This is a genomic window from Rhizobium sp. CBN3 (assembly GCF_030518245.1).
GTDB classification, from domain to species: Bacteria; Pseudomonadota; Alphaproteobacteria; order Rhizobiales; family Rhizobiaceae; genus Rhizobium; species Rhizobium aethiopicum_A.
Genome location: NZ_JAULSE010000037.1, coordinates 1 through 14041, shown reverse-complemented (window position 1 = coordinate 14041; position 14041 = coordinate 1). Strand labels below are relative to the sequence as shown.

General features: G+C 59.7%; 13 protein-coding genes and 2 pseudogenes. 6 read left to right on the top strand and 9 right to left on the bottom strand.

Annotation, left to right across the window (positions count from 1 at the left end; all coding sequences use genetic code 11):
• The first annotated feature begins 2 nt into the window (after nt 1-2).
• Together QWJ46_RS29045 and QWJ46_RS29040 are read left to right on the top strand one after the other, a co-directional pair.
• The gene (locus QWJ46_RS29045) at nt 3-812 is read left to right on the top strand and encodes an EscT/YscT/HrcT family type III secretion system export apparatus protein (protein ID WP_004672591.1); all 810 of its coding nucleotides are present in this window, start codon (nt 3-5) and stop codon (nt 810-812) included.
• The gene (locus QWJ46_RS29040) at nt 799-1596 is read left to right on the top strand and encodes an EscU/YscU/HrcU family type III secretion system export apparatus switch protein (protein WP_011053325.1); all 798 of its coding nucleotides are present in this window, start codon (nt 799-801) and stop codon (nt 1594-1596) included. The genes QWJ46_RS29045 and QWJ46_RS29040 overlap by 14 nt, the downstream gene beginning before the upstream one ends.
• Before the next feature lie 60 nt (nt 1597-1656).
• Here QWJ46_RS29040 and QWJ46_RS29035 read toward each other — a convergent pair whose 3' ends face one another.
• From QWJ46_RS29035 to QWJ46_RS29020, 4 genes are all read right to left on the bottom strand, one after another.
• Entirely contained in the window at nt 1657-2571 is a 915-nt protein-coding gene (locus QWJ46_RS29035) for a pectate lyase (protein WP_004672592.1), read from the bottom strand.
• 42 nt (nt 2572-2613) lie between these two features.
• Complete coding sequence (locus QWJ46_RS29030; protein WP_018247140.1) at nt 2614-4545, bottom strand: flagellar biosynthesis protein FlhA; 1932 nt, start codon at nt 4543-4545, stop codon at nt 2614-2616.
• 23 nt (nt 4546-4568) lie between these two features.
• The gene (locus QWJ46_RS29025) at nt 4569-5531 is read right to left on the bottom strand and encodes a hypothetical protein (protein ID WP_018247141.1); all 963 of its coding nucleotides are present in this window, start codon (nt 5529-5531) and stop codon (nt 4569-4571) included.
• 94 nt (nt 5532-5625) lie between these two features.
• Complete coding sequence (locus QWJ46_RS29020) at nt 5626-5784, bottom strand: hypothetical protein (protein WP_004672595.1); 159 nt, start codon at nt 5782-5784, stop codon at nt 5626-5628.
• Between the two features lie 254 nt (nt 5785-6038).
• Here QWJ46_RS29020 and QWJ46_RS29015 point away from each other — a divergent pair, with 254 nt between their 5' ends.
• Nucleotides 6039-6587, top strand: a complete 549-nt coding sequence (locus tag QWJ46_RS29015) for a hypothetical protein (RefSeq protein WP_004672596.1) — start codon at nt 6039-6041, stop codon at nt 6585-6587.
• A gap of 9 nt (nt 6588-6596) precedes the next feature.
• Entirely contained in the window at nt 6597-7010 is a 414-nt protein-coding gene (locus QWJ46_RS29010) for a hypothetical protein (protein WP_004672597.1), read from the top strand.
• 4 nt (nt 7011-7014) lie between these two features.
• Here QWJ46_RS29010 and QWJ46_RS29005 read toward each other — a convergent pair whose 3' ends face one another.
• A complete protein-coding gene (locus QWJ46_RS29005; RefSeq protein WP_018247142.1) occupies nt 7015-7512 on the bottom strand; it encodes a helix-turn-helix domain-containing protein in 498 nt (165 codons plus the stop codon).
• Between the two features lie 459 nt (nt 7513-7971).
• Between QWJ46_RS29005 and QWJ46_RS29000 the strand changes: the two genes are divergently transcribed.
• Complete coding sequence (locus QWJ46_RS29000; protein ID WP_026188834.1) at nt 7972-8355, top strand: hypothetical protein; 384 nt, start codon at nt 7972-7974, stop codon at nt 8353-8355.
• Between the two features lie 458 nt (nt 8356-8813).
• Here the strand turns inward: QWJ46_RS29000 and QWJ46_RS28995 are convergent.
• A pseudogene (locus QWJ46_RS28995) lies at nt 8814-8931 on the bottom strand (DNA polymerase IV); the annotation flags it as partial.
• 14 nt (nt 8932-8945) lie between these two features.
• Between QWJ46_RS28995 and QWJ46_RS31365 the strand changes: the two are divergent.
• Nucleotides 8946-9284, top strand: a pseudogene (locus QWJ46_RS31365) (DUF4334 domain-containing protein); the annotation flags it as partial.
• A gap of 270 nt (nt 9285-9554) precedes the next feature.
• Here the strand turns inward: QWJ46_RS31365 and QWJ46_RS28985 are convergent.
• The 3 genes from QWJ46_RS28985 to QWJ46_RS28975 all read right to left on the bottom strand — a co-directional run bounded on the left by QWJ46_RS28985 (nt 9555) and on the right by QWJ46_RS28975 (nt 12811).
• Entirely contained in the window at nt 9555-10304 is a 750-nt protein-coding gene (locus tag QWJ46_RS28985; RefSeq protein WP_004675991.1) for a hypothetical protein, read from the bottom strand.
• Nucleotides 10305-10462: 158 nt separating this feature from the next.
• Complete coding sequence (locus QWJ46_RS28980; RefSeq protein WP_004675992.1) at nt 10463-11563, bottom strand: cysteine protease StiP domain-containing protein; 1101 nt, start codon at nt 11561-11563, stop codon at nt 10463-10465.
• 114 nt (nt 11564-11677) lie between these two features.
• Entirely contained in the window at nt 11678-12811 is a 1134-nt protein-coding gene (locus QWJ46_RS28975; RefSeq protein ID WP_011053330.1) for a phosphoribosyltransferase domain-containing protein, read from the bottom strand.
• Nucleotides 12812-14041: the final 1230 nt, after the last annotated feature.

Sequence of the window (14041 nt, the reverse complement as noted above, 5' to 3'; positions counted from 1 at the left end):
GGATGGGGCCGGATCATCTTCCGCTCGTCGGCATCGAGGTCGCGGCACCGGCCGCAGCCATGCTCGGCGCCGCCCGCGCGCTCGGGATCCTGCTGATCTTCCCGATCTTCTCGCTGTTCAGCATCGTCGGCATTCTGCGTTTCGGCCTGGCAATCGGCCTTTCGGCGCCCTCCGTCGCCTTCGCCTATTCGGTGCTGGCTATCGGAGATACGTCCTGGTTCGATCTGGCCGCCCTTTCGATGAAGGAACTTTGCTTCGGGGCGCTCATCGGCATGGGGCTCGGCATTCCCTTCTGGGCGGCCCAGGCGGCGGGTGATATGACCGATGTCTATCGCGGGGCCAATGCCGCCAATCTCTTCGACCAGATCAACGCGCTGGAAACCGCGCCGCTCGGCTCGCTGATGATGTCGATCGCCCTGGTGATTTTCGTCAGCGCCGGCGGCATCATCGATCTGGTCGCGATTTTCTACAAGTCGTTCGAGTTCTGGCCGCTCTTCAAGCTCATGCCCGCCATGCCCGACGATCCGCTCGACATGATCCTCGGTGTATTCGGCCGGCTGTTCAAAGCGGCCGGATTGCTTGCCGCCCCGTTCATGATCGTCACCTGCGCGCTCGAATTGTCGCTGGCCTTCGTTGGCCGCTCGTCGAAACAATTCCCGCTGAACGATAGCCTGCCGGCCATCAAGAACTTCGCGGTCGTGGTCATTCTCGTCATCTACACGGCCTTTATCTCCAGCTATTTCCACGATCTCTGGATCGACGGATTCAACGAGGTGAAAGCCATGCTGGAGGTGACCCATGGCCAAAAATGACGATACCGAGGAAAAAACCCTGCCGCCGAGCCGGGTGAAGCTCGATCGGCTCCGCCGCGAGGGCCAGGTTCCCCGCTCGAAGGAAATCCCGGTTGCGATCTCCGTCCTTGCCATCGCCGTCTACGTCACCTGGGGCTTGCCTGATATCCTCGAGGATTTCACCCGCAGTTTCGATGCCGGCCTTCAGTCCGCCGCGCGAGCCGACGTCTCCGACGCCGTCACTGTCGGCTTGAGCGAAACCGGCGTGGCGCTGCTCGATCTCATCTGGCTGCCGCTTGCCATGGGTCTTGCCGCGACCATCCTGGTGTCGATCCTCGACGGGCAGGGGTTTCCCGTATCGTTCAAACATATGAGCTTCGATTTCACCCGGCTCAATCCGTTCGAGGGCATCAAGAGGCTTTTTTCGCTCGCGAGCATCGCCGAGTTCGTCAAGGGGCTCGTCAAGTTTGTCCTGCTCGCAACCGCCGGCGGCGGTGCGATCCTCTATTTCCTCAACAGCATCTTCTGGTCGCCTCTTTGCGGAGAAGCATGCACGCTCTCCACGACAGCCCATCTCCTCGGCTCGATCCTCGTCATTGCCGCCGGCATCATGGTGGCGGCGGCGTTTTTCGATATCCGCATTTCGCGCGCGTTGTTCAGGCACGAACACCGCATGACCAAGACCGAGGCGCGGCGCGAATACAAGGATACCCAGGGCGACCCGAAGCTGAAATCGGCGCGCCGGCAAATCGGCGCGGAAATGCGCAGCAGCCCGCCGCGCAGGCAAGGATCAGGCCGGCAATGAAAAGCGGGAGCCTAAGCCGCCCGCTTGATCTTCGCTTTGCGGTTCCGGTGGTCGGGCGTCTCAGACGCCCGATTGGTTGTCACCTACACGCGTCCAGTTCTTCACATCGTCCAGCGTGATATCGGAGAGGAACGTCACGCTGGCAAGTGAGCTGTCGGTGCGGAAGACGTTGCTGCCGTGGGAGAACGCCCCGCCATCGATGGTGACGTCGGCGTCGATCTGCTTGCCGCCGTTGGTGCGCACGAGCGTGGTAAAGCCGTCAGCGACGAAATCCTTCAGATAGAACCTCGTGTCGGCATTGATCTGGAAGATCTTGTCGGTCGCGCCCTTGGCGGAGCCACCGATAATAGTGATGTCGCCGGCGCTTTTTACCGTCAGCGCATCCTCGCCGACATTCTGCCAATTGACGTTTTCGAGCGTCGCGCCGTCATAGACGTGGATTCCGTCGGCGCCATTCTCGCCGAGATCGACATTCTTGAGCGTCGCGCCGTTCTTGAGAATGAACAGCGGCGATTGGGTTTCGGACTGGCCGCCATCGCCGAGCTTGGACGAGGCCGTATAGGTCGCGCCCTTGCCGTCGAACACGCCGCCATCCACGACGATCGGCTCGTTGACGACGATGACGCTGCCCTCTTTCGAGAGGTCGGGTTTTTCCGTCGTGGTCTGCAAAGTCGTGGCCTGTTTCTCGTCGGATGGATCCACCTTCTTGGAGTCGGATTGCCAGTTGATGTGCTTGCGCAGCAGATCCTTGGGGTCGGAATCCATGCCGTTTTCCGACGTTTCCCGCGAATTCGGCACATAGGAGGTCAGTGTCGGCGGGTTGCCGGAGAAATCTTCGAAGGGCGAGACCTTGCGGGTTCGGATGGTGGTGAAATCCGTGTCGGCCCTATTGCTGCCGCCAAGGCAATCGGACTCAAGGTCGAAACGGGAGGTTCTGTCGAAGTCTATGGGCCTTTGTCCATCTACGCCACACATTGCATTCATCCCCAGTTGGTCTCGTCTACTTCACTTGCTCTATCAGCCCGGCCTTTGTTTGGAGCCGGCAGCGTTCCGGATTTGCCCGATCTCTCCGATGGTTTCGATCGTTATATCCCTGTCGATCTCCTCCGCCGCCAGCACCGGAATGCGGCAGTTGTGGTGGATCATCAGCGTCTGGGTGAGCAGGCGCCACTCGCCCGGCACGATGATGATGGGATCGTATCCCCGCTCGTTGGCGTCCTCGAGAGCCTGCCTGGCTTTCTCGGCCAGCAGGCGCAGCCTTTCGGCTATCTCGATCTTCTCGGTCGCTCCAGCGGCGTCATAGGAGCGGATGAAGTGGTCCCATTCGGCGGGAAGCACCAGCGCCGGCAGCAATCCGCGCCGGTCGAGAAGCCCGAAGGCGATCTGCTTGACCAGCGCGGCGCGCGCCATTTCGGCCAGGGCATCCGGCGCGTGATCGGTGCCGGCGTGCAGCATCACTTCCAGCAGTCCGCGCGGCTGGGAAAGCGTCACGCCGGAATCCAGCAGGCGTCTGACGACCGCGACCGTCAGCATCAGCGGCACCTGGGTGGCGACGTCGATCGCCAGTTTGCCGAGACGCGGTTCGAGGCTGCCCAGCCATTGTGCCGCGTCGTCGACGCTGAACAGGGCGCCGATATGGCGGCGGACGATGCGCACGATGCCGTCGGCAATCTGTTCGGCCGTCCGTTCGGGACCGCAGCTGACGAGACCGGCGGGCACGTTTTCGACCTGAAGGTGGATCAGATCCTCGGCCATGCGGGGATCGGCGTTGAACGTCGGCACCGTCACGGAGACGCCGACGGCGCGCGCCGCCATGCGGATCCGCCCGTCCAGCATTTCGCCGAGTCGCATCGCCTCAAGCCGCGCCAGCGTTTCCACCGCGACGGTGGCGATGACGGGATCGCCATATTTCGTCCTGTCGAGCGGATAGGAATTGGCGCTTTCCACGGCATTCGCCGATGCGGCCGCGGCTGGGCCGGCGCGCCGGCGATGCACCATGAAGGCAAGGCCCGCCAGACACAGGCCGATCGCGCCGAGCACGCCTGTGGGAAATCCCGGCACGAAGCCCGCGCAGATCGTCAGCGCCGCCGCAATCGCCAATGCACGGGGCTCCCGGAAGAGTTCGCGGCCGATATCGCTGCCGAGACTGCCGTTGCCGTCATCGGACACGCGGGTCACGACGATACCGGCCGAGACTGCCATCAGAATGGACGGAATCTGCGACACCAGACCGTCGCCGATCGACAGCAGCGTATAGAGATGGGCGGCCTCGGCGAAGCTCAGGCCCTTCTGGAAGATACCGATCGCCAGGCCGCCGATGAGATTGACGGCGACGATCACCAATCCTGCGACCGCATCGCCCTTGACGAAGCGCATGGCGCCGTCCATCGCGCCGAAGAACTGGCTCTCCTGTTCGAGACGCGACCGGCGCTTCTGCGCGGCTTCCGTGCTGATATGGCCGTTGCGCAGGTCGCTGTCGATGGCGAGCTGCTTGCCCGGCATGGCGTCGAGCGTGAAACGGGCGCCGACCTCGGCGATGCGCTCGGCGCCCTTCGTCACCACGATGAACTGCACCAGCGCCACGATCAGGAAAATGATCAGCCCGACGACGACATTTCCCGCAACGACGAAATCGCCGAAGGCCATGATGATCTCGCCGGCATCGGCGTCCGCCAGCACGAGCCGGGTCGAGGAAATCGTCAAGGCCAGGCGGAACAGCGTGCCGATCAGAATGACCGCGGGAAAGGTCGAGATTTCAAGCACGCTCTTCAGATAGGTCGTGGTGATCAGCACCACGAAAGCGAAGGAGAGATTGAAAGCGATCAGCACGTCCAGAACGATTGTCGGAAGCGGCAGCACCAGCATCGTCACGACGGAGGCGAAAAAAACCGCAAGCAGCATATCGGTGCGCTGCGCAAGCATGGCGAAGGCGGATGACCTTACCTTCATGATCCGGCTTCCGACGCCATCGCCTATTCTTGTTCGCTGCTGGAAATTTCGGCGAGCTTCGGCTCGGCATTGCCGGCAGAGGCGAAATTGACCGTATCGTCCTCACTGTCACGGGAAACGATCATCTGGTCTTTGCCGATCTCCTTGATGCGCCAGCCGCTCGAAACGACATCGCCTTCCTCGTAGCGGCGGCCGTCGGAGCCGATGATGAACCTGACGGGCGTATAGCCGGCGGCGGCAACGAAGCCGTCGAGACCGGAAGAGAGGGCGGTGAGATCGACGATGGAAACGGAACCGCGCCGGCTCATCGAGGCGATGATGCTGCGCAGCTTGGTCTTGTCGGGCAGGCCGAGAGGCCGCGATCCTTCGCCGATGCGAATTTCGTCGGCGGTGGCGACGATGCTCAGATCTTGGGGAAGCTGCGCCATACGAATGGCCTGGCGGATTTCGGCCGCGATCGCCGCCGCCGCCGGCGCCGGTTCGGGTGCGGCGGAAACCCTGACGAGCGGGGCTTCGTGAGCCGGCGCATCGCTGTTGTAAAGGCCGGCCAGCAAAAGCAACGCCGCCAGCCCGAGAAGGCCGGCAGCCGCAATCCGGCGCGGCGCGAACCGCACGCGCCCGGCGCCGAGACCTTCGAGCTCACAGATCGTGCCGTCGAAGGAGATGGTCTGTCTCTTCGTAAGGGTCATTGTCCGATCGCGCGGGATGGAACGACCGTCGATCACGACGTCATCCCGCAACGCGGTCAACGACACCGTGTCGGAGCCGCGGGAGCGCTGCAGACTGATGGCAAAGGCGGGTTCCGGTTTGGCGCCTAGGACGATCAGGTCACAATCGGCGCTGCCGCCGACCACCTGCCGCTCTGTCGTCAGCGGCAGATTGGAGCTGCGCCCGGCGCGCGTGATGCGCAAGACCGGTCCGCCGCTGCCTGACGCAGCGTTGCCGGCGTTACCTCTGAATGTCGGCGAAGAGGAATCTAGATCCATAACCATCTTGTTCCCGAACCGTCCGTCGAGCGGCTTTTATTGTCTTCGAAAGCGGGGAAGCGAGACGGGCGAACCCGTCTCGCCATTGTTTCAATCAGCCTGGGCCGATCTTCTTGATGGCGTTTGCGACGCCGTTGATCTTGGTGATTTCGGTTGCAACCTTCAGGCTCTGCTCGGTCGCTTCGTTCTGGGCCGACTTGAAGGCGGAAATCGCCGAGCCGATGCCCGCATCAAGTGTCGAAGTACTAGCCATGTCTTGAACTCCTTGCATGGTTTTGGCGGCCAGAGCCTTGCAGAATTCAAGATCGAATTCAATAGCTTATGTTAAAAAGTTATTAATTCGCGATATGTACAACAAATGCGCGAAATGGATATCCGTCCTGTTCCCAGAGGACCGATGATCTGCAACAGTAGATCGGATAATTATTAATAGACTGGATTCCGTACTCACTGCCTGCCTTCGTTCATTAGTTGTCGGGCGATATCCGGATCGTGAGGTAAACTCAGATGTTTGCGCGTTTTGTTTACATGGCCGCTATCGGACTGCTGGCCTCCTTTCCTCCATCGGCCGGCGCCAGCGAGCGGGAGGTGCGCCTGGATGTCGTCTCCCTGCCGCTTGGCGAAGTTGTCCAGACGCTGTCCTTCATGTCCGGCATCCCGGTCACGACAGTCGGGACGCTGAGCGGCAAGGTCGAGCACTGGTCCGTCCGGGAAAGCGGAGCCAAGGCCTTCGTCAAGCTTGGCGATGCCAGCAATCTCTTCGTCGCCTATGACGGCAGCCGCATCATCATCGCGCCGAAGCAGGAGGTCTCCACCGTCGTCCTCGATCGCGGCGGCCGCAGCTGGAAGACCGAGCAAAACGCCATTCGCGCGCTGTTCCCGCTGCTGCCGGACGATGCGCTGCGTGAAGATCCCGCCAGCGGATTGGTGCTGGTGCGCGGGCCCGCGGTCTTCACCAAGGCCGTCGAAGACGTGCTGAGCCGGCCGCAAGCCGACAGCATCAAGGTCATCAAGGGCGGCCAGTTGGAAGTCCTGACGACGAACAACGGTGCCTGAGCGGCTGATATGAAGGCGCTGAAGTCTCTCAGGCAGTTGCTGGAGATCCGCAGCCTGCGGGCGGATAATCTTTCCCGCAGCCTCTCTGAGGCGCGGGCGGACGCCGAAAACGCGCGGGAGCGGGAAACGGAAGCCTCCGAAGCGCTCGACATCGCGGCAAGCCTGGCCGCCGGCAATCCTGTCGTCGACGCATTGCGCAAGAGCGGCGCTATCTCCGCCGCCGAGCTTCAGGACGCGCTGATGCGACAATCCGTATTGCGCAGCCATGAAGCCGTTGCCGGCCTATCGCTTGCGCAGCGCAAAGCCGACCGGCTGGCTGCGCAAGAGCGGGCAGAACACGTCGCCGCCGATTTTTCGCGGGCACAGAAGGCGGTATTGCGCACCGAATTTTCGCTTGAAGCAGCGGAGAAAATCGACCGGTAGGGAGCTAAGAACCAGCAGATGAACCAACCGGCTTCTGTTCTTCCATCTCTTCCTCGACAATCGAGCTGACGAGGGCAACGACCCGGCTGCGCACACGCGGAGAAAGGAGCAAAACGTCGTCTATCAGACGCCGTCCCTCCGCCGTGGAAATGTAGGCAATCTTCTCATCGATCTCTGTTATGATTTGCTGGCCCTGAGTGGTTTCGGGATCTGGAAGACCTTCGAAAAACCTCGAAACAGGGATCTTGAGGCAATTGGCAAGCTCGTAGAGCATCGAAGCGCTGACGCGGTTCTTACCGCTTTCATATTTTTGTACCTGCTGCAAACTGACCCCGATGCCGGCGCCGAGATCCCCTAGGGATACATTCGACTGCATTCGGCGGATACGGATTTGCTGTCCGACATGCCGATCAACTGGATGCACCAACTCGCGCGCTACATTCGACTGTTCGGCTTGCGCAGGCCTCGAAGTCCGGACCTGTGCTGCTGCATAGCGCTTCATGGTGGACACCCCGATGGAGAGTTTCACGCGGTGCGCCCCCGCTGAAAACTCGCTAAACCCACTGATCGGGGAGTTGGAAACCGTACACGACGGTCCTGTGGCCTTTAGTTCCGAGGAACCTGGACATACGCCACAGGCTCCTCGACCGAAGGTCAAGGAGTGTGATGCCGTTACGGCCGGCATCAACCACGTGTAGGGGTTTCCACACCCCAGGGCAGCGCGTACTGCCCTATCGAAAAAGATAGCGGGAATCCGCCCGCTGCGCAACCGAATTCTTTACAAGATTCAATGGCTTCCCTTTACGCTCGGACACTTGCCTCAAAAGCGAGAGGTCACGCTTCGGGCGGTAAAGTGGTCAGAAAACCAAAGGAGGTGCGATCAGCGGAACGCCCATTGCGAGGATTGTCTGCCCACTCTCCCGGAAGAGATGACGATGACACCTGGGAGAGCGCGGACGTCGTGGCGATCGAGGAGACGGACGATACCGTCACCGTACTTCTCTGGCATCTGAAATACTCGCAGGCAGTAATGGGGCGCCGGGCGGACGATCTTTACCTCGTTTGCGGTCAAGCACAGAAGGGGGTGAAGGGGACATGGAGCTTGAAGAACCTCATCAACCACCTGACCGTGAGAGAAACATCACATCTTAAGGGCCGGGCCCGTTTCATTCGAGGCAGCCTGAATGACTTGGCCACGCTTCGAAAGGCTGCCCAACGCAAGTTCATCGAGTACCGGATCGGGATTGTACAGCCGGGTCTTAACGGTGAAAACATACCCGCAGAACATCTTGCGCTTCTGGGAGCGACTGCCACTTCATACTGTCTGTCACCGGGTGTCCCCTAATGACTGTCGCGAACCGCACCGATCCAGCTTAGCTGCCGGCCACCGTCTCCAGCGGCGCTACTTTCCATGACGGCAGGGCCGCCGCGAACTGTCACGGCCTTCTTGGGGCTTTCGATATCGAAATTGACGTTGTAGCGGTTCCACTCTGTAACAGCGGCAGAGCCGCCGACAAAATCAGGGGTAGGAATGCTCGATGTCCTGCCGATTGTTGCGGCGGGTGCATAGCTGCAGTGCAACATAGACGCTGGCTTCATGGCGCTGGCCCGAGTATTGCTATTTTCATCGAAGCGATGCTTCCTCCCGCAACGCTTCGAAGTTTAGACGGCCCACTCCTCCTCCCAAAGGGACGTCTGTGGGAACAGCGGCACTCCTCCTCCCAGGTCGCCGTTCGGTTCTTTTAGGAAAGCCTGCCGCACCTCCTCCCGCGGCAGGCTTTTCTATTTCGGGGCGATGGGCCGTCAGAGCCCGAGATCAAGTTGGGACTGGGGTCGTGCATTGCCGATCGGAGGTCGTCAGCGTTGAAAGCGTGACGCCGAGCAGCCGCACTGGCCGCTTGAATGGATAGACAGTCGCCAATCGACGGGGCATCGTTCGATGGTGTGCTCGAAGATCTTGGCTGGTTCGGCAAACGGTTCACGCCGGACATGCGCGCCGATGTGCTGCTGTTTCGAGCGGGAGACCGGCGGCTGGTTGCCGTGGATCCCAAATGGATCCCGCTTCGGCTAACGTTGCGTTTTTATAAGATCGACAGGACGCGTTTGGCAAGCAACCAAGTTTTCCTATCTCCAGCGCCGGCTGCGGGCGAGGGCCCGGTCGCGTCTTTGAAGGCCATGATGTTCGGCTGCGTCAAGAGCGCGGCCATGGTCTATGACGATCAACCCATCGTCGACCATTTCCGGCGGATCGACGCCGAGAGGATCATGGGCGCGAAATTTCGCTCTGCGCAAGTAAGGCACGAACCGTCGAGACGGCAGTTCCTAATGAGCTCATCGAAAGGTCATATCATGCTGAAATACAAGCTCTACGTACTCGTGGTAAAAGCCGACGGGAATCTCGCGATCCTCGCCGCGCTTGCCATGGTTCTTACCGCGATATGGCGCGGCGTTTTACCTATAGGAAGTTTCTACTAAAAGACTGGAGGTGCAGGATCATTCCTGCACCCTCCTCACATATCACCACGTTCGCAGTACGCGTGTCACCTATCTCTCACGCGCAACAGCGGAAACGACAAGGTCTGTCATTTGAGAGTTACCCGGAGCGCCCCACCAGTCGCAGAGGGACAGGTAGGAGAAGTCGCTCACACTGTCACCGTAGCCGATCACTGGGCGACCTGGATGCTCCGTCCGAAGCTTTTTGAGCAGAAATTGTGAGGCCACCCGTTTTGAGATCGCAGGCGGAACTAGCGCAAGGTTATTGCCGTTGTGGTGTCGAACCCAACCCCGTTTTTCTCGAATGATCGGCACAATCTCTTCAAGGCGTGAGCCGTCTCCGTCAATCTCTTTGAAGACAACATATGTCGCGAGATCAGCTTCCATCACCGACCAGCACCGGATGTGGACGCCAAGTTCCCTCGCCTTGGTCCTGCCCTCATCGAGGAGCTTATCGAAAAAGCCGGCAAGCGGCCGGAGCTCCCTTGCGACGACCTCATGCCATTCGGCGTCAGGCTTGCCGTCCTTTTTGAGGATGACGGCACCGTTCGATACGATTGAGTAGCTTTCAAACGCGATCGTAACGCGCGAAAGAGCCTCAGAGCCGCGCGCCGTAACCGGGATGGCCTCCGTGGAGACGAGCAGCCACTCGACAAAGGCAGCTTGAATCTTCGTCATATAGGAGTTGCTTCCATTAATGGATTTGGACGCCAATACCAGATCGGCTTCCGCAATCTCCGGTATCTTTTTCTTGGTTTGAAACAAGGTGTCGTCGAGGTCCACCAGAGCAATGGGCTTCATATGCGTACTCCAAAATGCGACTGGTTAAATATTTGATCGATTGCCAGATGTGAGCTTTCGCGGATTCTCCATTGGCAATGAATTTTACGATACGGAATTTGTCACATCTCAGTTTCCTTGACCTGCGCGCCGAGCTCGTAAGTAGACATACGTGGAGATTAGGAGACGTGCCGGATCAGCGTGACGGCGCGGTAGGGGGCGATCTTTCTAGGGGAGACGACATACGGGACGCCTTTGTTGTCGATCAGGTACATGAGGGCCGCGAGTTCTGGATCGGTTGGCGACGAGACGTACACCTTTTCCGGCACACGTCGCAGGATGGCCCTGGTCGCCTCCGCAATGCCCGGCTTTACTCGGTTGATGTTCGTTACGGCGTCCTCCCCCATCACCCAGGCGACGGCAGCGGCGGCGGCATCGCGATGCGCCCGGCGGGTCTCGATACTCCAGACGCTCGGGATTTCGGTTGCAATCACAGTGGAGACATCATTCCACATACCATCCACGAATGATCGGGAAATATCGTGTTCCGCGAGATTATCCCACTGGACGCAGGCGTGGAAGTCACCGGGACCGACGAGGGCAGCGTTGAGGATCGAGCGGCTGATAAGCCCGGATACGGTGCATCCTAGCATTCCGGAGGGAATAAGCCAGTCGTCGCCCGATGCGGCGAGCCATGCGCAGCCGCAGGGGTCGGCCAATACAACTAGCCGCGCAGGCCGGTCTGAGTAGTCCTTGAAGCTCTTTTCGAGTTGGTTCGCAATTGCTCCTTTGCCCGTCCAGCTATCTACGAAGACGATGCTCTCGACAGGACGCCTGGCAAGAATGTGGCGCATAGCCTCGTCGTCAACGCCCTTGTCGCGAATGATCGACAACCCGTAGTGTCCGACGTCCCGGCCGAGTAAGGCGATGGCCCTCTTGAGAAGGATGCCGAAGGGCACGCCGGCGCGGACCAAACTGACAAGGGTAATAGGACCCTCGACCGACTGCACGATCGCGAGGGCGAGGCGTGCCGTCTCGGCGCCCATGCGCGGGCCACCAGTGGCCATGGCCTTAGCAAACAGCTCCATGTATTCGCGGGTCGGGGCCATCTCGGCGGAAATCATTTCCGAGTAATGCCGCCGCCCGGATTGGATGGCCTCTTCCCTCGTGGCCGTGTCAGTAGGCTGAATATCCACTCTCTTGAGAAGGAGCGTCACGTCGTATTCGGCGTAGGAGCCTAGTGTGGCAGGGGAGGCGATGCTGTCATAGGTATCCCCCATGGGAGTGATGTCCTTAGATAACGCGACAGCAGTGTTGTGTCGCCGTGGACTGGCGGAAATGTCCGATCGAGTGAGCCGATTTCGAAGCGGCAGACCGCATGGCCTAAGGCGGCTTCATTCACCTTCTACGTCTGAAAGGACAATGGGATCGCCCAGTGCGGACATCAGGCTGGCACAGACATTTTCCGGGCCTGTCTCCGAGCAGAGTATAATTTTCGAGTACAGCGCTGGATCGACGTTGTAGAGGTAATGTGGAACTGTTCCGCCGTAGTTGTCGGAGAACGAAAGTACTGAACCGATCGCGTGGCCTTTCGACAGGGGAGAACGCGTCACGGATGAATAGAAAACCTCAGCGCCCTCCTTTTCCAAGCGCTCCGCAAGCAGGAAGGGCTGCCACACGTGTTCGCCCGTTCCGAGTACGAGGGTAATCCCGTCATCGGCAGCGTTTGCATTGAGACCCTGCAAGTGATCGACGACGCCGAGACGCGCCCAGTCTCGAGCGACGTCGGGACAGACCTCGGGCCGCTTAGGACGGTCACAGGAAGGGACCTGCGGAGTAGCTGCCGTGAAATCCCCACGCGGAGTCCAACTGTACCGTCCGGAAACGATAGTAGCCTCACTGACTGTTCCCGTGATCTCCGCGCGGGCAGCGCCTTCTGACCAGTCGGTAAGCGTAAGTAGGACTGTGTGCTTCAGCTTCAAACGAATTTTTGCGGGAAGGGCAGCGAAGATGTTGGCAAATGTCTTACCTGTCGAAGCCTCATCGTCAACGAGTACCAAGCCGGTCGCACCATGAACCAAGTCGCGGAGCCTTGCCTCGCATGGTTCGTGCAGGAGGTGCCGCGGGGCATGGCTATGCTCTTCCTCAAATTCGCACAGCAGCGGCAGTTTAAGATCATGGCGAGTGGAGCAGATATATATTGCATCGCCGCGACCAGTGAGTTCGCGGAACCGCCGATGGACACCCGCACCAAGGCCAATGCCCGCTTCGGCTATTCCGATGAACAAAACCGGACCAGGAATATCGGCAGGAATCTGACGTGCAAGGAGGTCGAATGCATTTCCCATGACCGAAGGGCGGATCGGCAGGAATCGACCAAGAACCTTGGAAACAAACAGAAACGAGCGGTTCGGGTTGATTCGCTGCCCGAAGCCGAACATCTCGATGGGGGGTACAAGGCTTCGATCCACGTGAACCGAGATAGTGCCGTCGGCGAGTTGCGCAGAGTATGTTGAAGGATTCACCATTGCCAGCTTTCGAAAGTACGGACGTTTACCGTGGAAAAAATCCGTGCCATATGTTTCCGTGACGCCGCACGCTCATTGGCGTCTCGTTGACGAGCAGGGTAGCACTTACCTCTCGAGGCTCAGAGTGCATCCGCGCCACGATATCGCAGGAGAATTCGCCGGCCCTTGGCGCGAAGGCCAGCACGGCGCGAGCGCCTCCCTGGTTTCAGCTTCGTTGGGGCTAAATCCCGATCTGAGGCCTTCCTGCCCCGTCGATGCGGCTCGTGACCCATCTCCGACAAAGCGACTGGGGCGATAGAAATAGAGTTTACGTCAGTTCATCCTCGCTCTCTGCGGTGAATCAGTAGCATGAAGTGAAGCAAGGGACGTGCCACTCGGACATGCAGCACGAATGCGAGCTGAATAGGCACCAGAACTCGAATATTGCATTCCAGGTCTCACGCGGCAGATGTCCAGATTGCCGGGAAATTTCGTATTGCATCCATAACGGCTTTGGGCGACGGATTGCGGGACCTGCCATGGCAAGCGCGTGCGGTCGCGAAACCTCAGATGGCGGCGAAGCGCTGCAGTTAAGAGAGATGCTGGAGCGTATATTCGCCTAAACGCTGCTGACGTGGCGGTTGGGCCTTTGAACGGTGGACGAGATCAGCCGGGAAAAAAGGCGTAGCTTCATTGAAATCGGCAGGGTGTACCCCGCCCACTACCGGGGATCAGAGCAGGCCAGCCTTGGCCCCAACCTGCGATGATAGCAGGTGCCTGGGGCACCTCCAGCACGTCGAGGGTTCTGCATCTTCGTGTCAGCCAATAGCCGACAGTTCGCACCACGTTTGTATTCGCTTTGTCTGCTTTACGACAGACTTAAGTCTTGATGCCTGCACTCAGCCGTCGTTGTTCAGTCCCGGCATTTTCATGGAGCGGATCGAGGGTGAAACGTTCAGGCTGCGAAGTCTATGTCTTGCAGACGAACTCGTAGTGTGAGGCCCTTGAGGGTCTTGAGCCTGCGTGACCTGCCACTGAACTTTCATCCAGCGGCGATTAGAGCCTCGGCGGTTTTGATACGCCAAGTGGCGCGGTGTGAGCAACCGGCAACGCGGATCGTGTCCCAGCACCTGGTGTAGCTGACGGTAGGGAGTAAAGCCGAGCGCCCGCGCGCTTCTCGTTGCGCTGTAGCGGGTGATCGGCTTTGCGGGCGGCCATCAGTGTTTTCCGCTAGGGTCGGGTTGTTCAAGA

Bases quoted from the DNA above. Each gene is read 5' to 3' on its own strand.
- QWJ46_RS29045 (WP_004672591.1), top strand. From the start codon at position 3: ATGGGGCCGGATCATCTTCCGCTCGTCGGCATCGAGGTCGCGGCACCG.
- QWJ46_RS29040 (WP_011053325.1), top strand. From the start codon at position 799: ATGGCCAAAAATGACGATACCGAGGAAAAAACCCTGCCGCCGAGCCGG.
- QWJ46_RS29035 (WP_004672592.1), bottom strand. From the start codon at position 2,571: ATGTGTGGCGTAGATGGACAAAGGCCCATAGACTTCGACAGAACCTCC.
- QWJ46_RS29030 (WP_018247140.1), bottom strand. From the start codon at position 4,545: ATGAAGGTAAGGTCATCCGCCTTCGCCATGCTTGCGCAGCGCACCGAT.
- QWJ46_RS29025 (WP_018247141.1), bottom strand. From the start codon at position 5,531: ATGGATCTAGATTCCTCTTCGCCGACATTCAGAGGTAACGCCGGCAAC.
- QWJ46_RS29020 (WP_004672595.1), bottom strand. From the start codon at position 5,784: ATGGCTAGTACTTCGACACTTGATGCGGGCATCGGCTCGGCGATTTCC.
- QWJ46_RS29015 (WP_004672596.1), top strand. From the start codon at position 6,039: ATGTTTGCGCGTTTTGTTTACATGGCCGCTATCGGACTGCTGGCCTCC.
- QWJ46_RS29010 (WP_004672597.1), top strand. From the start codon at position 6,597: ATGAAGGCGCTGAAGTCTCTCAGGCAGTTGCTGGAGATCCGCAGCCTG.
- QWJ46_RS29005 (WP_018247142.1), bottom strand. From the start codon at position 7,512: ATGAAGCGCTATGCAGCAGCACAGGTCCGGACTTCGAGGCCTGCGCAA.
- QWJ46_RS28985 (WP_004675991.1), bottom strand. From the start codon at position 10,304: ATGAAGCCCATTGCTCTGGTGGACCTCGACGACACCTTGTTTCAAACC.
- QWJ46_RS28980 (WP_004675992.1), bottom strand. From the start codon at position 11,563: ATGGGGGATACCTATGACAGCATCGCCTCCCCTGCCACACTAGGCTCC.
- QWJ46_RS28975 (WP_011053330.1), bottom strand. From the start codon at position 12,811: ATGGTGAATCCTTCAACATACTCTGCGCAACTCGCCGACGGCACTATC.